At 71.2% G+C, this 17,336-nt stretch carries 15 protein-coding genes; 3 read left to right on the top strand and 12 right to left on the bottom strand.

Annotated features, from left to right (window positions below):
• Positions 1-165 precede the first annotated feature (165 nt).
• From JQX11_RS21035 to idi, 10 genes are read right to left on the bottom strand one after another with little or no spacing between them, the layout of a single operon-like run.
• Positions 166-1,467, bottom strand: coding sequence for an FAD-binding oxidoreductase (locus JQX11_RS21035; protein ID WP_204926677.1), 1,302 nt, complete (start codon positions 1,465-1,467; stop codon positions 166-168).
• Complete coding sequence (locus JQX11_RS21040) at positions 1,467-2,273, bottom strand: polyprenyl synthetase family protein (protein WP_204926678.1); 807 nt, start codon at positions 2,271-2,273, stop codon at positions 1,467-1,469. Before JQX11_RS21040 ends, JQX11_RS21035 begins: the two co-directional genes overlap by 1 nt.
• Complete coding sequence (locus tag JQX11_RS21045; RefSeq protein WP_204926679.1) at positions 2,260-3,075, bottom strand: isoprenoid biosynthesis enzyme family protein; 816 nt, start codon at positions 3,073-3,075, stop codon at positions 2,260-2,262. Before JQX11_RS21045 ends, JQX11_RS21040 begins: the two co-directional genes overlap by 14 nt.
• On the bottom strand, positions 3,060-4,328 hold the full coding sequence (locus JQX11_RS21050) for a glycosyltransferase family protein (RefSeq protein ID WP_204926680.1): 1,269 nt from the start codon (positions 4,326-4,328) through the stop codon (positions 3,060-3,062). The genes JQX11_RS21045 and JQX11_RS21050 overlap by 16 nt, the downstream gene beginning before the upstream one ends.
• Positions 4,329-4,356: 28 nt before the next feature.
• On the bottom strand, positions 4,357-6,495 hold the full coding sequence (locus JQX11_RS21055; protein WP_204926681.1) for a geranylgeranylglyceryl/heptaprenylglyceryl phosphate synthase: 2,139 nt from the start codon (positions 6,493-6,495) through the stop codon (positions 4,357-4,359).
• Positions 6,465-7,301, bottom strand: coding sequence for a radical SAM/SPASM domain-containing protein (locus JQX11_RS21060; protein ID WP_204926682.1), 837 nt, complete (start codon positions 7,299-7,301; stop codon positions 6,465-6,467). The genes JQX11_RS21055 and JQX11_RS21060 overlap by 31 nt, the downstream gene beginning before the upstream one ends.
• Positions 7,298-8,494: a glycosyltransferase gene (locus JQX11_RS21065; RefSeq protein ID WP_204926683.1), complete on the bottom strand. Its 1,197-nt coding sequence runs from the start codon at positions 8,492-8,494 to the stop codon at positions 7,298-7,300. Before JQX11_RS21065 ends, JQX11_RS21060 begins: the two co-directional genes overlap by 4 nt.
• 18 nt (positions 8,495-8,512) lie before the next feature.
• Positions 8,513-10,285 carry an ATP-binding cassette domain-containing protein gene (locus JQX11_RS21070; RefSeq protein ID WP_204926684.1) on the bottom strand — a complete coding sequence of 591 codons (1,773 nt, stop codon included), beginning with the start codon at positions 10,283-10,285 and terminating at the stop codon, positions 8,513-8,515.
• Positions 10,285-12,024 carry an ABC transporter ATP-binding protein gene (locus JQX11_RS21075; RefSeq protein WP_204926685.1) on the bottom strand — a complete coding sequence of 580 codons (1,740 nt, stop codon included), beginning with the start codon at positions 12,022-12,024 and terminating at the stop codon, positions 10,285-10,287. Before JQX11_RS21075 ends, JQX11_RS21070 begins: the two co-directional genes overlap by 1 nt.
• A 4-nt stretch (positions 12,025-12,028) precedes the next feature.
• On the bottom strand, positions 12,029-12,616 hold the full coding sequence (idi, locus tag JQX11_RS21080; protein ID WP_204926686.1) for an isopentenyl-diphosphate Delta-isomerase: 588 nt from the start codon (positions 12,614-12,616) through the stop codon (positions 12,029-12,031).
• Positions 12,617-12,961: 345 nt separating this feature from the next.
• Between idi and JQX11_RS21085 the strand changes: the two genes are divergently transcribed.
• From JQX11_RS21085 to JQX11_RS21095, 3 genes are read left to right on the top strand one after another with little or no spacing between them, the layout of a single operon-like run.
• Positions 12,962-14,047, top strand: a complete 1,086-nt coding sequence (locus JQX11_RS21085) for a polyprenyl synthetase family protein (RefSeq protein WP_204926687.1) — start codon at positions 12,962-12,964, stop codon at positions 14,045-14,047.
• 43 nt (positions 14,048-14,090) lie between these two features.
• Entirely contained in the window at positions 14,091-15,026 is a 936-nt protein-coding gene (locus JQX11_RS21090; protein WP_204926688.1) for an NAD-dependent epimerase/dehydratase family protein, read from the top strand.
• Entirely contained in the window at positions 15,026-15,823 is a 798-nt protein-coding gene (locus JQX11_RS21095; RefSeq protein WP_204926689.1) for a glycosyltransferase family 2 protein, read from the top strand. Before JQX11_RS21090 ends, JQX11_RS21095 begins: the two co-directional genes overlap by 1 nt.
• A 41-nt stretch (positions 15,824-15,864) precedes the next feature.
• On the opposite strand, the gene JQX11_RS21100 is transcribed toward JQX11_RS21095, so the two are convergent.
• Both JQX11_RS21100 and JQX11_RS21105 read right to left on the bottom strand, forming a co-directional pair.
• A complete protein-coding gene (locus JQX11_RS21100; protein ID WP_204926690.1) occupies positions 15,865-16,563 on the bottom strand; it encodes a hypothetical protein in 699 nt (232 codons plus the stop codon).
• A complete protein-coding gene (locus JQX11_RS21105) occupies positions 16,560-17,240 on the bottom strand; it encodes an ABC transporter ATP-binding protein (protein ID WP_204926691.1) in 681 nt (226 codons plus the stop codon). Before JQX11_RS21105 ends, JQX11_RS21100 begins: the two co-directional genes overlap by 4 nt.
• Positions 17,241-17,336 lie beyond the last annotated feature (96 nt).

The following is a 17,336-nucleotide window of genomic DNA, read 5'->3' on the forward strand; positions in this document are numbered from 1 at the left end:
GGACGCCGGTCGACACCGGGTGTCGGCGCACCTCGCTGGAATCGATGATAGTCGATCGAAATCGTTCGCGCGGCGGATCGGACCGACGCCCTCGACCCGAGCCGGTTCGACCCGACCGGCACCGCGCGGGCGGACGCGGGCCGGCGGGCCGGGCCACGGAACGGTTCAGATCGGAAGCCGGGGGCCGAGCACGGTTCCCGGGTCGTAGCGGCGCTTCACCTCCCGCCACCTGTCGACGATCGGCCCACCGAACTGGGCCCGGTAGAAGTCCCGCTCCACCCGGTGGTAGCCGTGCAGGTAGACCCGGCCGCCGAGGTCGTGACAGAGCGCTCCCGCCGCGTCGAAGTGCTCCCGGTAGGCGTCCACCCGTTCCGGGGGCACGATGCAGTAGAAGCCGAACGTGCGTACCCGGTCGGCGTCGGGCAGCGGGCTCAGCGGTGGTCGGGGCCGGTCCCCGGGGCGCAGGAACGTGCCGTTGACCACCGGGATCACGGCGGGGTCGGCGAACCTGTCGCGGACGGCGGCGAAGAAGGCGTCAGCCTTCTCCATCGGCAGGAAGAAGTCGCTCCACAGCCGACGCGCCTCGGCGTCGTCGGCCAGCAGACCCGCGGCGACCTGGGCGCGGGCGATGCCGACCGAGAATCCCGCCTCCGCCTCGAACAGCCGCTGGTGGTAGTCGGCGACCAGGGTCTCGTCCGACCCGTCCGCCGCGTCACTCGCCGCCCGCCCGACCTCGACCTTCCACCGGCCGGCGGCGGTGGAGTACACCGTGCGACAGATCCGCAGCCGCTCGTCGCCCCACACCTGCTCCGCCACCGTGGCGAGGTCGTCGCCACCGAGCCGGCGGACCAGGACGGCCGGTTCCGCCGGGACCACCCGCAGGTCGGCCCGGACGATCACCGCCACCTGGCCGAGGCCGCAGAGCGCGTACCGGAACAACTCCGGGTGCGGACCGTCGGCGGTCGCGTGCACGAGCGTGCCGTCACCCGTGACGACATCCAGCGCCGTCACCTGGTCGACGACCGAGCCGACGAAGGGTGACGTCGGCCCGAACCCGCCGACCGACAGCGTCCCGCCGACTGTGGCGTGCTCGTTGCTGGTCACCACCGGCAGGGCGAGGCCGTGCTCGTGCAGCCAGCGGTGCAGGGTTCCCCAGCGCACCCCCGACTCGACGCGCACCGTCGCCGCCCCGAGAAGTTCGATCCGGTCCAACGCGGCGGTGTCCAGTTGCAGGCTGTCGGTGAGGCTCTGCCCGTTGCTGCTGCACCCGTTACCTCGTGCGACGACCGCCAGCCCGCCGGCGAGGGCGTACCGCACCGTCTCCTGCACGTCGGCGACACCTGCGGGGAAGACGACCGCCTGTGGCTGCCGGCAGTGCAGCCGGCTGAAGTCCCGCTGACAGCCCTCGGGTGCCGGATCCACCAGTTTCCCGGCCAGTAGCCGGGCGAGCGGTTGGTGCGGCGTCATCAGACGGTCGCCGCCGGCCGGCTGAGCAGGCCCTTGAGCTTCACCGCGAAGTGGTCGAAGAACGGCACCAGGTCGCACACCGGGTCGCCCTGCCGCACCGCCGCGACGGCCCGGTCGCGCCACTCGTCGATCGCGGCGGCGACGTCGGTGAGGTCGACCGCGCCCGAGGCGACCAGGTGGGCGAGGTTCCCGTCGCGCTCCCGGATCTCGTCGAAGTCGACCGCGTCGTCGCCGATCATGTAGAGCACGCCCAGTGCCTCACCGAACTCCCGGGCCGGCCCCACCAGCTCGGGAACCCCGCCCGCGAGACAGTTGACCGCGGCGTAGTTGGCGAGCATCACCCCGGCCTTGATCCGGGCCGCCGCGATCCACGACTCGACGGTGGTCGGCCGGGGCGCGGCGACCTCGACGATCTCCTGCCGCCAGATGTCCCGGTAGTCGTCCTCGAGGGTCTTCAGCACCTCGACCGGGCGCTGGTGGCTGGCCAGCAGCGTCGTGCCGACCGAGAGCAACTGGACGCCGAAGATCTGGTCGCGCGGTGAGAGCGGCTGGTCGTCGTCGATGAGGTCGTCGATCAGCTTCACGCCGACCGCGTGGATCGACACCCCCGCGCCGAGGTCGGCGCGCACCTGCGGGTCGTGCACCCACAGCGTCGTGTAGTACGGCGTACGCGGGTAGCCGGGGAGTTCGCGCACGAAATCCAGCCCTTGTCGGGACATGCCCAGGCTGGTGAGTTCGGTGAGACACCGCTGGACCACCCGCGCCTGGCTGGCGTCCATCTCGGCCTTGAACTCAGGAAATGTCAACACGGTCGTCCTCCAGAAGAAAGGTGATCAGACGGTCGGCGAAGTCGGCCATGAAGCCGGCGATCGGGAACTCGGGTGGGAACTCCGCCAGGGCGCGCAGCGCCTCCGCGCGCCACCAGCGGGTTGCGGCGACGGCCGCGTCGCGGCTCACCCGCCCGCTACGGATCAGGTGGCACAGGTTGCCACCGGCCTCTCCGAGGTCGCGGTGGTCGCGGATGTCGTCACCGATCATGAACAGGACGCCGAACGCCTCGCAGAAGGCGCGCGCGGCGGGCAGCCGGTCCGCGACGTCGGCGGCGAGGCAGGCGGCGGAGGCGTAGCACATCATCATCCGACCCGACTTGATGCTGGCGTAGTGGATCCAGCTGTCCAGGTCGTGTGCCGGGCGTTCCGCCTCGTTGATCTGCTCCCGCCAGATCACCCCGTAGTCCTCGTCGAAGACGCGCAGCACCTCGGCCGGCCGGTGGTGGGCACCGAAGGTCGCCGTGCTGCTCTGGGTGAGGAACATGCCGAGGATCTGGTCCCAGGGCCGGATCGGCTGGTCGCCGTCCATCAGGTCGTCGACGAGCTTGATCCCCATCGCGTGGGTGCAGATCGCGATCCCCAACTCCTGCCGCAGTGCCGGGTCCGGCACCCAGAGCGCGGCGAAGTAGGGGATCCGCGGATAGCCCTTCATCTGCCGGACGTACTCCAGCCCCTGCGGCGTCATGCCGGTCCCGGCGAGCCGGTCGGTGACCCGCTCCAGCAGGACGCGCTGTGCGACCGCCCACTCGTCGTCCAGGCCGCTCACTCCGGAGAGCACGGGGCCTCCTCGTCGATCCGCGCCGGCCCGCCGTCGAGCACCGCGGCGACGGCGGCCACGGTGCGCCGCCGGGCCCGGTCCGGGTCGAGCAGCGTACGGGCCAGGGTGGTGGCCAGGTGGCGGCGTCGGGGCAGCTCGTCGGGGTCGCCCAGCCAGCGCACGGCGACGTCGACCAGATCCTCCATCCGGTCGAAGCCCTGGCCGACGCCGTGCTCGGCGAGGAACGGACCGACCCACTCCTCCATCGGCAGGCCGGAGCGCACCAGTAGCTGCGGGATGCCGAAGTAGAGCCCCTCCAGCATCGAGTTCGGTCCGGTCTTGGAGATGAACAGTGGCGCGTCGGCGGCGTGCAGCCAGGACAGATACCGCAGGTAGTCGCCCTGCGCCAGCCGGTCGAAGGTCTGCCAGGCCGGCACCTTCAACTCGGTCAGCAGCTCGGCGGCCTCGGTGGCGAGCGTCGGATTGTTGTACGCGATGAAGACCAGCGCCGCGTCCGGATGGGCGGTGGCGATCCGCTCGACGGCGGCGAGATACTCCCGACCGCCCCGGTTGGACAGGATCAGGACCCGGGTACGCGCCTCGGCCAGTGCCGACTCCATGGCGTCGGCGTCGGTGCCGCCGATGCGGCCGCCCTGACCGGCACCCTCGAAGACCTGGGCGGCCTGGGCCTGCGCGAGCAACCGGCCGACCGGTACGACCCGCTCGGGGCGGTAGCCGTGCTCGCGGACGAGATAGTCCCGGGCCCGGTCGAACTGCACCAGGTGGACGGGCAGGTGGGGTGCCCGGTGCACCGGCAGCCGGAGCAGCCCCTCGTTCGTCACGTAGTTGACCACCGGGGTCGGCAGGTCCGCGATCCGCAGCGCGGCACGGCTCAGCCGGGAGATCACCCCCTTGGTGCCGATCACCAGGTCCGGCTTCGTCGTGGCGAAGTGCTCGACGACGGCGGCCAGCCGGTCGGCGGTCGCCGCCGGCACCGGGTCGTCGTCCAGGCCGCCCGGCAGCCGGCCGGTGAAGTCGGCCATCAGGCTCAGGTAGCCGGCCCGGACCTCGTCGGCGGGCAGCCGGGCCGCCACCAGCTCGCGGATGGCGGCCCCGGCCTCGGCGAACTGCGGGAAGATCGTCTCGGCCTCGACGACGGTGACGTCGACGTCGTCGAGGCCGGCGGCCAGGGTCGCGGCGAGTGTCCGGCCGGCCAGGAGGTTCCCCAGCTCTCCCCAGGTGCGCATCGAGATGACCTGCACGCTGCGGGTCATGCCCACTCCCTCCGTCGCGCTCGCGGTGTCATGCCAGCAGTCCCGGGTTGAACAGACCCTGCGGGTCCAGCTCCCGGCGTAGCCGGCGCAGGGTGGTGAGGTCGTCGCCGTACATCGACTGCAGGTCCGCCTCGGTCAGGTCGTACCAGCCGGCGAGGTAGGGCCGCCCGCCGAGCGCGAGGCACTGCGCCAGCACCCGACGGTGCAGGCCCTGCACCCGGTCGACGGCGGGCCGGTCCCCGCGCGGGACGCTGAAGTACAGCCCGAAGCCGAGCGCCAGGCCCCGCAGGCCGGCCGCCGGGGTGAACGGCACGCCCGGACGCTGCTCCGGCCGGTGCACGCCGAGCATGAGCAGCCGGCCACCGCCCTCCCGGTAGCCCGGGGTCGCCAGGATCTCCGCGTCGAGGAAGCGGGCGAACTCGGCCGCGGCCGGCAACGACAGGCAGTAGTCGGCCCAGATGAAGTGCACCGACGGGTCGGCCGGGTTGCGCCGGGACTCGCGCATGGACCGCAGCGGCCAGTCGGCCTCGACCCGGGTCTCGGCCCGCCCCGCCAGTCGCCGCGGCAGCGGGCCACCACCGCGCATCCCGTATGTGGCGACGAAACCTCCCTCGTAGTGCTGGGCGGAGAAGAGGTCGACCGGCGAGCGCTGCTCCTGTGCCAGCCAACCGACCTCCGCCACCAGGGCGGTCAGGGACGGATGCCGCTGCGTGGCGATGGTGGTGTGCCGCTGGTGCTCGACCGTGCGCAGCACCACCCGGTCCAGCACGCCCAGGGTGCCCAGCGCGCCGATGCCGTAGCGGAACAGCTCCGGCGACTCGGTGGGCGAGCACCACCGCGGCTGCCCGTCGGGCAGGACCAGCCGGAACCGTTCGACCAGGTCGACCTGGCCGCCGTGGGTGATCGTGCCCTCGCCGTAGCCGCCGACCGACAGGGTGCCGCCGATCGAGACCGTCAGGTGGTTGGTCAGCACCGGGATGCTGCGTCCCTGGGCGTTCAGGGCCAGCTCGGCGGCGTACCAGGGAGCCCGGGCGGACACCTCGGCGGTGCCGTCGTCGAGCACCCGGACGGCGGGGTCCCCCGGCTCGCCGACGATCAGCACCCCGCCGTCGGACAGGCCCTGCCGGCCGAACGAGTGTCCACTGCCCCGCACCGCGACGGATGTACCGGCCGCCCGGGTGGTCCGCAGGACGTGCGCGACCTCCTCCGCCGAGGTCACCGGGGTCACCACGGCCGGCAGCAGCTCGTGCAGCCGGCCGACGTTCGTGGCGTAGACCTGCCGACCGGCCGGATCGGACCGTACGGGCCGGCGCAGCCCGCGCTGCAACTCGGCGGCGATCCCCGGGGGGACGGCGGGGTCGCCGACGCTGCCGGGCCGTCCACCCGGACGGCCGGACATGCCGCGCAGGGTGTCCCGCCAGTCGGCGGTCTCCAGCCCGTTGCCGACGACGACCCAGTCGACGCCGCAGTCGTGGTATTCGCGGACCTGACGGTACGAGCTGACCCCGCCGCCGACGAAGAGCAACTGCTGGGGTGCCAGGCCACGCCGGTAGGCACGCAGGACCCGGTCGGGGACCCGGCCGTGCCGGTAGAGCAGATAGGCGAGATCGAAGTCGGCGGCGGCGACCTCGGCCACGAGCCGGGGCAGTTCCAGGCCGTCCTCGGCCGCCGGCCGGGCGCCGACCGCCTCGTGGGTCTTGCCGTCGGTGCCGAAGGCGAACGACGCCGAGCGCAGCAGCTCGGGTCCGTCCTGCCCGAGCGCGGTCGCGGTGCGGGCGGTGGCGGCCAGACCACCGGTGACGAAGAAGGACCGCACCGAGTTCAGCACCGCGTGCACGAGCACGGCGTCGGCGCCCGGACACAGCGGGGCGCCCCGCCCGGGTATCGACGGGAAGTGCAGGATGAGCGGCAGGTCGGTCCGCTCGCGCAGCTCGGCGACGTAGGGGGCGACCTGCTGGTCGAACGCGGGGTTGTCGGTGCTGCCGACCAGCAGCGCGGGATGACCCACATCGGCCATCGCCCGTGCCTTCTCGACCGCCTCGGCCAGCGGCACCTTGTACGGGTCAACGACGTGCAGGAGCCCGGGGGCCTGCGCCCGCAGCGCCGTCAGCACCGGGGCGGTAGTCGGGACCGTGCTCAGATTCCCGGAAAGTCGCACTTCGCGCATAGGTCGGTCCGCTCCTTTCGCAGCAGGCTCGCGCGGCGGGCGGTGTACTTCTCGTTGTTCCAGATCTCCTCGATGGTGTTGTCGTTGACGTTGCCCATGACCTCCTGCACGCTCCAGTCCTGGCAGCACAGGACGACGCGGCCGTCATGGGTGATGTAGAACTCGTTGAACGGCCGTACGCAGAACTGGTTGAGCAGCACGGTCGGCCGCCCCAGCACGTTGCCGGCCCGGTTGGTGAGGGTGGCGTCCGGGTCGCGGTCGACCAGCACCAGCTCGGGTCGTGCCGGATACCGGCGGACCTTCTCCAGCACCGACAGGTCGGTGGTGTAGTCGTTGACGACGACTGTGGCGTACTTCGTCAGCTCGTCGGCCAGCTCCTCGGTGAGCTTGGAGCCGTTGGTCTGGATGGAGATCGACGCTCTGGTGCGCTCCTTGGCCATCCGCACCATCTCGGGCAGCCGCCGGTCCAGCAGCGGCTCGTTGAACAGGTACGGGTGGATGACGCCGGTGAAGTCGGCGAGCTGGTCGAGCAGCGACTCGTAGAGTTCCATCGACATCCGGCCGGACGGCATCTTGATGGTGCCGATCGGGCAGAACGAGCAGCGGTAGTTGCAGCCGCTCATCGTCTCGATCGCGATCATGCTGAACTGCGGTGGCGTGCGGCTGGACTTCTGCTTGAGCCAGGCGGCGTCGCTGAGCGTCTTGGTTCCGGTGCCGTTGAGGTAGGTGCGGGACACCCCGCTGAGCACGTTCAGGACGCCTTTGCCCTGTGCACGCTGTTTGATGTATTTCGCGATGTCTGTCATGCGCGTTCCCCTCCGGAGATCGTGGGAGACAACGGGACCGACGAGGCCGTTGGCTTGGCGTGCTTCGTGTATGCCGACCAGGGGATCTCGCGTCGGGGCCGACCGGCGACGCCGCGTACGGCCAGCCCCAGCGCCACCGTCGAGAACCAGCCGAAGTGGACCGACTTGAGCAGCCACTTCTTCGCCGCGAAGCGGAAACCCTGGCCCCGGGCGGCGGGGGCCAGCGGCCACAGTCCGTAGAAGTACATGCGCCAGTACCGCCCGGCGACGTCGGCGGGAAAGTCGGCCATCAGCACCGCCGCGGTCAGCAGCGAACGGTTGACGCGCTGTCTGATCTCGCCCGCCGGGCCGCCGGTCAGGTGGTAGCTCACGGCGTCCGCGACGATGTGCGTACGGTGCAGCGGGTTCTCGTCGCGTGGGTCGAGCAGCGCGAAGCAGAAGTAGTCGTCCTCGCAGGTGTAGCGGTCGGGGATGCCCCGGGCCGCCAGGTCGGCGTCGACCACCATGCAGCACCCGTGCGGGTAGCTGAACTTCGGCGTCTTGGTGATCCCCTTGCCCCGGTGCAGCAACCGGGCCGCCGCGTACGGGTTGGGTTGGGGGACCTTGCTCGCCCCGACCGAGCCCCGGGCGCCACGGTCGAGGAAGTCCTCGAACAGCCGGCCGATGCAGCCGGTGCTGAACGTGACGTCGTCGTCGACCCAGGCCACGCCGGCCAGGCCGAGGCCGGTGGCCATGGCGAAGGCGGCGTTGAGCATGCGGCTCTTCCCGGCCTGGGGCATCGCGATGCCGACGAAGGTCGGCCCGCCCGGGGAAGCGGCGACCTCGCTGAGCCGGCGCAGCCGCTCGACCGCCTCGTCGTGCTGGTCGTCGCGGTACTGCATGCCGACGACCAGCACCAACGGGCGGGCGGCGACCGTCGGGGGGAGGTCGGTGAGCTGGCTGACGAGTTCCTCGACGCTCTCGCGGTGGCTCGACAGCGGTGCGCGACCCACGTAGGTCGGCAGGACCAGGGCCAGCCCACCGGCGAAGCCGTCGCCGAGCGTCGCGGCGACATCCCGGACCGGGATTCCGGACCGCACGACTGTCGGTCCGGGGCGGACCACGAGGCACCCGGTGGGCGGCGGATCACCCTCGGCGGGCTGGTAGCCGCGCCGGATCGCCCACCTGACGGGCCGGGTCACTAGCTCGAACATCGGTGCCTCCGCATGGGGTCAGTCGTGGGCCACGGCGGACCAGAGCCGGCGTATCTCGTCGGAGCTGTCGAGCAGGTCCGCCGGGGCCCCGACCGCCGTCAGCCGGCCGTCGTGCAGGACGACGACGAGGGCGGCCCGGCGGAGCACCTCGGGCCGGTGGGACACCGCCAGGACCGTGCTCCCGCCGTCGCGGAGGATCCCCTCCCACAGGGCGTCGCTCGTCTCGGGATCGAGGGCGCTGGAGACGTCGTCGCACAGCACCAACGGGGTGCGGCGCACGAGCATCCGCGCCACGGCCACCCGTTGTGCCTGGCCACCGGAGAGGCGTAGGCCGCGCGGCCCGATCACCGTGTCGAGCCCGTCGGGCATCGTCGTGAGGTCGGCGTCGAGCGCCGACCGGGACACCGCCTCGGCCAGCCGGTCCGCCGGCAGCCCGAGCAGGATGTTCTCCCGGATCGTGCCGGTGAACAGTCGCGGCACCTGCGGCGTGTACGCGCACCGGGGCGGCACGAGCACCGCGCGGCGGTCGGCGGGCAGCGGGACGTCGTCCCAGCGCACCTCACCGGTCGCCCCCGGCACCTGGCCGAGCAGGGTGCGCAGCAGGGTGGTCTTGCCGGATCCGACCTGGCCCATCACCACCGTCAGTTGCCCGGCCGGCATCGTGAAGCCGACGCCGACCAGTCCGTGGGCCGCGCCGTCGTGCCGGGCGGTGAGGTCCGTGACCGTGATCGTGGGCGGACCCGGGGCGGGGGGCGGGGGCGGCTGCCGCGGTGGGACGCCCGTCATCGCACCGGGTCGGCCGCGGTCGAGGTCCATCCCGTGCCGGGGCTGCAGCCGACCGCCCGTGATCGCCGTCATCCGGCGCAGCGCGACGAGCACGCGCTGCAACTGGACGGTCAGCACGCCGAGGGAGGCGAGCGTGTCGACGAGCAGTTGCAGGTAGAACGTGAACAGCACCATGTCGCCGATGGACAGCTCGTTGCTGCTGATGGCCGGCGCGGCGATCAGCAGCACGATCCCGGTGCCGAGCGGAGCGGCGTTCAGCAGGGTGCTGCGCTGCACGGCGACGGCGAGTTCCTCGGCGATGGCGATCCTGGCCCGGTCGGCGTTGAGCCGGTCGAGGTGCCGGGTGACCGCCTCCTCGGCCCGCGCGGCCTGTACGCCCAGCGCCGCGCCCGTCACCTCGCGCAGCGCCTCGGTGACCCGTGCGGTCTGGGCGCGACTCTGCTCGCGGTAGGCCACCATCCGCCCGTGCACCAGGCGCATCAGCGCCACGATCAGCACGAAGAGCCCGAGGATGCTCAATGTGATGAGCACGTCGATGCGCATCATGATGGTGATCGCGGCGACCGCGAAGAGCCAGCGGGCGATGTTGATCGGTGACCACACCACGAAGAAGCCGGCGTCGGCGGCGTCGGTGCCGACGGTCGCGACCGCCTCGCCCACGCTGCCGCCTCCGGCCTGCGGTGGCGGTTCGAGCAGCGACTCGAACAGCGACATCCGCAACGCGCCGACCGTGTGGTACTGCATGCGCGGTTCGAGCCAGGGCACGACCGTGCTGAACTGCAGCGAGATGCGCGCGGCCTCGATGCCGGCGACGAGGGCGACGACACTCCACAGGTTCAGGCCGGCGGCCGACTCGCCGCTGAGGGAGTCGAACGCCGTCTGCATCAACAGTCCCAGGGCGAGCATGCCCAGGCGCAGCACCGCCCACACGGCGGCGAGCACGGCGTACCGGCGTCCGCGACCGGCCAACAACAGGCGTGCCCGGCCACCGCTCGTCGTGGTCATCAGGACCGCCCTACGAAGAACCGCTGGTCGACCGGCCCGTCGGTGCCGTCGGTCGGGTCGGGGCGGGGCGTCAGGCTCACGACCCGGCCCTCCTCGACCACCATCACGTCGTCGACGATGGTGAGCGTCTCGGGCCGGTGGGCGATGACGAGCGCCGTACGGCCCTCGATGAACCGCTCCATCGTGCGGCGCAGCCGCCGCTCCGCATGCGGGTCCAGGCGGGCCGACGGCTCGTCGAGGAGCACGATGTCGGGGTCGGTCAGCAGTGCGCGGGCCAGCGCGAGCAGTTGCTCCTCACCGGCCGACAGCCCGGCTGCACCCGGCCCGATCCGGGTGTCGAGGCCGTCGGGCAGGGCGGCGTACCAGGTGCCCAGCCCGACCTCCTCCACCGAGCGGAGCAGTTGCTCGTCGGGCCACCGGTCGTCGTAGAAGGTCAGGTTGTCGCGCAGCGTGCCGGCGATGACGTGCACGTCCTGGGTGACGAGCGTGATGCGGGAGCGCAGCGCGCCGACGTCCAACCGCCGGACGTCCACCCCACCGACCGACACCGTCCCGGCCTGCGGGTCGTACTGGCGGAACAGCATCCGCAGGATGGTCGACTTCCCGCCGCCACTGCGTCCGACCAGCGCCACCCGTCGGCCGGCCGGGATCGTGAACGAGACGTCCGACAGCACCGGACGGTCCTCGTAGGCGAAGGTGACGCCGGTGAAGCTCACCGAGCCGCGTCCGGGCGCAAGGGTGCCGCCACCGTCGGGGACGATGTGGGCCTCGCCGAACAGTTCCTCGACGCGGCGGACGCTGCCCAGGACGTTCTGCACGTCCTGGAACCGCGAGGTGATGCTGACCAGGGGCATCCGCAGCAGGATCGCGTACGACAGCCCGGCGAAGACGGTGCCGACGCTGACTCCCCGGTTCTGGCTGAGCCACACACCGGTGGCCAGTGCCGCGCAGAGGTTGACGGCGGTGAGCACCTGGACGGCCGCCGGCCAGGTGACCGTGGCGCGGGCGGCCCGCCGGGCGAGCCGGTAGTGGTGCGTGATCCGGTCCCAGGCGGTCTCCAAGGCGTGGGTCGTCCCGCCGTTGGCGTTCAGGTCCTCCCGCCCGGTCAGGTTCTCCTCGAGGTAACCGAGCAGGCCCGCCTCCGCCCGTTGCCGGTCGGCGATGAGCGGCACCGCGCGGCCGAGCAGCCGCCGCAGGAGCAGCAGCATCACCAGGGCGAGCGGGGTGAAGAGCGCGCCGTACCGCCAGTCGAGCAGGAACAGCGCCACGACGATCCCGATGATCATCAGCAGTTGGACGGCGATGTCGAGCACCAGTTCGGACAGCAGCTTGGCCAACCGGGTGACGTCGCCGTCCATCCGGTCGACCAGTTCCCCGGGCGGGTGTCGGAGGAAGAACGTCGGCCCCTGCCGCAGGACGTGCGCGAGCAGGTCACGACGCACCTCGTTGGTCGTACGCCAGGCGACCCGGCCGGAGACCCAGCCGGTGCCTGTCGACAGCACCTGCCGGACGACCGCGAGCGCCACGAAGACCACGGCGTACCCGGCCAGTTCGGTCTGCGACCGGCCGCCCACCGCCGCGTCGATGAACCGGCGTACGACCTGCGGCGCCACCAACTGGGTGCCGACGTCGAGCGGGATGAGCGCGGCCAGGAGCAGGAACCAGCGGCGGTGGCCGCCGACGTAGGCCACATAGCGTGACCAGTTCGTCGCAGCCGTCCGCGGCTCGTGAGACGCCATCTGGTCAGCCGTGCCCGGCGACCGCGACCCTGGCTGCGGGAGGCAGTTCGGCGGCGTCGCCGGTGGGCCAGTCACCCGGCACGGGGCCGAGCCCCGCCAGTTCGTCGACCTGCAACCGGCACCACGGGGACAGGGCCGGGTCGGTTCGGGCCCGCTCCCGGAACGAGTCCCAGTCGACCCATTCGACCCGGTCGACCTCGTCCGGGTTCGGCACCGGGTCGCCCACCGCGCGGGCCACGTACACCGGGCACATCTCGTTCTCGACCACACCGTCGAGTTCGGCGCGGTAGCGGAAACGGGGCAGCACCAGACGAAGGTTGCTCAGCGTGAGGCCCAGCTCAGCGGACGCCCGTCGGTGAACGGCGTCAGTCATCGCCTCACCTGGGGCGGGATGGCCACAGAAGCTGTTGGTCCATATACCTGGCCACGTCTTTTTCCGCAACGATCGGCGCGACATCAAGAAATACCCACTATTGCTGAACACGTAACAAGAGAATGCTAGGTGAAGCGGGGTGCCTCCATCATGGACGGCGTATTTGTCCTGCTCACCAACGACTTGGCCATCCTGGTCGAGTAGCACGACCTGCTCCATACCGCTCCCCCACCATCCGGATCGGTCAATTTCGCTCGCACAACAATCCACGGTAAATCGACTCCAGTCAACCCCCCTACAAGAACAAAACGCCCACACGGGAAATTGCGGATAAGCAAAGTAGGGGGTTCCGGATGCCCATCGATCGGCTACAGTGGATACCCAGCCAGCCACGAGGGGTCACGTAAGCGCAGGCCACCCCACCCAGGCCGTCACTGACCGTGATCCCTTCACATCGAGGGTCGGCCCCACTCTGCCGCATTCAGCCTGCGCGATCGTTCACCCCGGCGGGACCGGACACCGGTTACCTGCCGTCGACATCGCCTGCGACCGGACGGGGGACAGATGACCGCCACCAGCGAGACCGCCCGAGGCGCGCCCGGCCTCCCCGGGCCCGCGCTCAGGGTCGAGGTGGAACGCACGATCGACAGTTTCCTGACCGCCCGACGGGACATGAACGCCAACCCCGAGTGGCGCGACGGAGTCGACGCCCTACGCGCCCTGGCACTCGCCGGGGGCAAACGCACCCGGCCGACGTTCTGCTGCCTGGGTTGGCGCGCGTTCGGCGGTGACGAGGATCCCGGCATCATCATGGCCGCCACGGCGCTGGAACTGTTCCACCTCTTCGCCCTGGTGCACGACGACATCATGGACGACAGCGACGTCCGGCGGGGCAATCCGACCATGCACGTCACCATGGCCCAGGCGCACCGCCGGCTCGGTTGGCGCGGCGACCCCGAACACTACGGTCGCAACGCGGCGATCCTCTGGGGCGACCTCTGTCTGACCTGGTCCGACGAGGCGTTCCACGGTTGCGGCCTGCCTGCCGAGCGGGTGGCGGCGGCGGCCGGACTGCTGCAGAGCATGCGCGTCGAGGTACTGCTCGGGCAGTATCTCGACGTCCGTGGCGAGGCCGTCCGGGCCGACCTGGCCGACTGCCTGACGATCCTGCTCTACAAGTCGGCGAAGTACACCGTGGAGCGTCCGCTGCAGATCGGCGCGATGCTGGCCGGCGCGCCCCGGGCGGAGGTGGACCGGCTCTCCCGGTTCGGTGTTCCGATCGGTGAGGCGTTCCAGCTGCGTGACGACATCCTCGGCGTGTTCGGCGACGACGCGGTCACCGGCAAGTCGACCCTGAGCGATCTGCGCAGCGGGAAGTCCACCGCGCTCATGGCACTGACCAGGCAACGGGCGGATGCCACCCAGGCCGCCGAGATATCCCGGTGGCACGGCAACCCGCGCCTCGGCGAGCGGGAGGCACTGCGGCTGCGGCACATCGTGCGGGACACCGGCGCGTTGCGGACGGTCGAAGAGATGATCCACGCCCGCACCGAGCAGGCGGTGGCGGCGCTCGACTCCCTGCCCATCGCCGCGCAGGTGCGCACGGCGCTGACCGACCTGGCCCACACGCTGTCGGTCCGGCGCAGCTGAGAGTCCACCGCCAGGCACGTCCCAGACCAGGGAGGGCACGGAAATGACGGTTCACGACCCACGGCGTACGGTGCTGGTGACCGGTGCCGCCGGGTTCATCGGGCGACACCTGGTGGAGCACCTGGCCGACCGTGGCCAGCCGGTGATCGGTGTCGACCTGCGGCCCCGGCCGGCCGGCGCGGCCGGCAGGCACGTCGTCGCCGATCTGCGCACCACGGACATCCGTCCGTTGCTCGACGGGGTGTCCGCGGTGGTCCATCTCGCCGCGCTGCCCGGGGTCCGGCCCTCGTGGGACCGCTTCGACGACTACGTCGAGTCGAACGTGATCGTCACCCGGCGGCTCCTGGAGGCGGGGGTGCAGACCGGACTACGACGACTGGTGATCGCCTCGTCGTCCAGTGTCTACGGCAACCAGCGCGACGGGGCGATGAACGAGGACCAACCGCCCGCGCCGATCTCCCCGTACGCGGTCACCAAACTGGCGGCCGAGCACCTCGCGCTGGCCTACGCGGCGCGTCCCGCCTCCGTGCTGACCAGTGTGGCCCTGCGGTTCTTCACTGTGTACGGCCCACGACAACGACCCGACATGCTGATCTCCCGGATCATCTCCGCGGTCCGCGACGGCCGGGAGATCCGGGTCTTCGGCGACGGCTCGCAGCGTCGCGACTTCGTCTTCGTCAAGGACGCGGTACGCGCCGTGGCGGCGGCCGTCGACGCGCCGGGTCCGAGCCGGGTGTGCAACGTCGGCACCGGTGAGCAGATCTCGGTCACCGGGATCATCGACCTGATCAGTGAGCTGATGGGACGCCCGGCGAACGTCCGTGTCGAGCCCCACCGGGCGGGCGACGTGGTGTCCACCCGCGCCGACGTCACCCGTACGGCAGAGGCGCTGGGCTTCCGCGCGTCGGTCTCCCTGCGGGAGGGGCTGCGGGCGCACATCGACGCGGTACGCAGCGAGTCGATGCCGGTCGGCGCCTGATGGGTGGGCAACCCCTGCTGACCGTCATCGTGCCGCACTTCCGCTGCGCCACCTACCTGCCGGAGTCGGTCGCCTCCGTACTCGGGCAGACCCATCGGGACCTGCGGCTCGTGGTCGCGGACGACCACTCGCCGGACGACGACTGGATCACCGCGCTCGCACCCTGGCGGGACGACCCACGGCTCACGCTGCTGCGCGCGTCCCGCAACGTCGGGCCGCTGCGGCTGAAGAACGCGGTGGTCGCATCGGTGTCCACGAAGTACATCGGCTTCCAGGACGCCGACGACGTCAGCGAGCCCGACCGCTTCGCCCGTCAACTGGCCGTGCTCGAACGGGGCCGGGCCGATCTCGTCGGCTGCGGGTACCGCGTCATCGACGCGTCGGGCAACCCTCAGGGCGTACGGCACATGCCGCGCAACGGGAACCTGGTGCACCGGTTCGGCCGTAAGACGGTCGCGCTGCACCCGGCGACGGTCGTCCGGCGGGAGGTCTTCACCCGGCTCAACGGCTTCGACGGCACTGCGGCCTTCGGTTCCGACACGGACTTCCAACTGCGGGTCGCCTGGCTGTACCGCATCCGCAACCTGCGTCGGCCGCTCTACCGCTACCGGGCCTGGGCGGCCTCGCTGACCGCGGCGCCGGAGACCGGCTTCGGGTCACCCGCTCGTGCCGCGTGCATGCGACGCATGGCCGAGCTGGAGCAACGCCGCCGGCAGGCCCGCACCCCCGCAGAACGGCTGCCGTTGCTGGTCGCACCGCCGAACGACGTGTCGTTCGCCCTGCAGGAGGTGGGGTGAGCGCCGGGCGGGCGCGGCGCGCCACACCCGCCCGGCTGCTCCTACCGGACGGCCGCCCGGATCCGCAGGTGCCTGCGCTGCCGTAGCCGCACGCTGGCCAGCACCGCCGTGACCAGAATGAGGCCCACGCAGTACAGGGCGCCGTGCAGGAGGCCCTTGCGGAGGTACTCCGGGTCGCCGCCGTCGAGACCGAAGGTCCCGACCTGTTGGGTCGACCAGAACGGCAGGGCCTTGCCGAGTTTCTGGTCCGGCTCGACGAGGAACTGCAATCCGGTGATCGAGATCAGGACGAGGGTGCCCTCCAGATCGTGCGGGGCGACGGCGCTGATCAGCAGGCCCAGCGGGGCGGCGACCACCACCGTGAGCCCGAACTCGATGGCGACCGCGCCGGGCCGGGCCAGGTTGTCCTGGTCGAGATAGATGAGCACCCAGTAGACCGTGGCGAGTACGGCACCCAGGGCCAGCAGCGCGGTGAGCGTGCCGAGGTAGAGGTGCGCCGGCCGGTAGCCGATCTGGCGCAGCCGCCGCTCCACGGCTTTCGTGGTGTTGCTCAGGAAGAGGCCGGCCGTACTCACCGCCCAGGCCAGGCCGAGACCGGCGAAGCGGATCGCCTTCTCGGGATTGCCGTCGTGCCGGGCCATGTAGAACAGCAGGGGAACGAATGCGAGCAGCGCGAGGGCCACCCGCCGCCGGGCGAGATCCCGACCCATCATCTCCGCGACGGTGAGCAGCTTGGTCATGAGTCGGCGGCCGCCTTCGCTCCGAGGTCGAGAACGGCGTCGACCCGATCGAGGGAATTCAACATGTGGGTAATGACGAGCGTCGACTTTCCGGCGTCGCGGCGCTGCAGAACCCAGTCCCAGAAATCGATGTAGCTGCCCCGGTCGAAACCCTGGTAGGGCTCGTCGAGCAGCAGGATGTCGGGATCGGTCAGCGCGGCGAGAATAAGGTTGAGTTTCTGCTGGGTGCCGCCGGAGAGATGCCTGGCCTGCGTTGCCATGCCGCCGTCCCAGGCCAGGCTTTTCGCGAGCTGCCGGCCGGTGGCCTGGGCCTCGCTCCGACCCATTCCGTGCCCGGCACCGAACAACGCGAAATGCTCGTCGGCGGTCAGGTAACCCATGAGTCCTGCCTGCTGAGGGCAGTAGGCCATGCTCTCGTCGACCTCCACCACACCACTGGACGGGCTGACCAGACCGGCGCAGATCCTCATGAGCGTCGACTTTCCGCAGCCATTGGCGCCGATAATGGCGACCACCTCGCCGGCACGGACCGTCAGATCGACGCCATTCAGGACATGGTTCTTGCCGTACCGCTTGTGAATGTTCGCCGCACGGAGCCGGATCGGTGTCGACGAGTCGCCCTCCGTTGGACCGTGCCGGGTGGCTGTCACCGGTGAGGCGCTGTCACTCAGATCCATGGGAGCACCCTAGTACACCCTTACGTCCGGCAGTGGTCGCGATCACGCCCGGATGACCGTGTCGTTCCGGTGGCACCCGGCCGGGGCACATGCGCG

The sequence above is a fragment of the Micromonospora humida genome (assembly GCF_016901255.1).
Taxonomy (GTDB): Bacteria; Actinomycetota; Actinomycetes; order Mycobacteriales; family Micromonosporaceae; genus Micromonospora; species Micromonospora wenchangensis.

What these genes read in the sequence shown, in the direction of transcription:
- JQX11_RS21035 (WP_204926677.1), bottom strand. Translation starts at nt 1,467, where the DNA reads ATGACGCCGCACCAACCGCTCGCCCGGCTACTGGCCGGGAAACTGGTG.
- JQX11_RS21060 (WP_204926682.1), bottom strand. Translation starts at nt 7,301, where the DNA reads ATGACAGACATCGCGAAATACATCAAACAGCGTGCACAGGGCAAAGGC.
- JQX11_RS21095 (WP_204926689.1), top strand. Translation starts at nt 15,026, where the DNA reads ATGGGTGGGCAACCCCTGCTGACCGTCATCGTGCCGCACTTCCGCTGC.
- JQX11_RS21050 (WP_204926680.1), bottom strand. Translation starts at nt 4,328, where the DNA reads ATGACCCGCAGCGTGCAGGTCATCTCGATGCGCACCTGGGGAGAGCTG.
- JQX11_RS21090 (WP_204926688.1), top strand. Translation starts at nt 14,091, where the DNA reads ATGACGGTTCACGACCCACGGCGTACGGTGCTGGTGACCGGTGCCGCC.
- JQX11_RS21070 (WP_204926684.1), bottom strand. Translation starts at nt 10,285, where the DNA reads ATGACCACGACGAGCGGTGGCCGGGCACGCCTGTTGTTGGCCGGTCGC.
- JQX11_RS21075 (WP_204926685.1), bottom strand. Translation starts at nt 12,024, where the DNA reads ATGGCGTCTCACGAGCCGCGGACGGCTGCGACGAACTGGTCACGCTAT.
- JQX11_RS21065 (WP_204926683.1), bottom strand. Translation starts at nt 8,494, where the DNA reads ATGTTCGAGCTAGTGACCCGGCCCGTCAGGTGGGCGATCCGGCGCGGC.
- JQX11_RS21100 (WP_204926690.1), bottom strand. Translation starts at nt 16,563, where the DNA reads ATGACCAAGCTGCTCACCGTCGCGGAGATGATGGGTCGGGATCTCGCC.
- JQX11_RS21085 (WP_204926687.1), top strand. Translation starts at nt 12,962, where the DNA reads ATGACCGCCACCAGCGAGACCGCCCGAGGCGCGCCCGGCCTCCCCGGG.
- idi (WP_204926686.1), bottom strand. Translation starts at nt 12,616, where the DNA reads ATGGAGCAGGTCGTGCTACTCGACCAGGATGGCCAAGTCGTTGGTGAG.
- JQX11_RS21055 (WP_204926681.1), bottom strand. Translation starts at nt 6,495, where the DNA reads ATGCGCGAAGTGCGACTTTCCGGGAATCTGAGCACGGTCCCGACTACC.
- JQX11_RS21105 (WP_204926691.1), bottom strand. Translation starts at nt 17,240, where the DNA reads ATGGATCTGAGTGACAGCGCCTCACCGGTGACAGCCACCCGGCACGGT.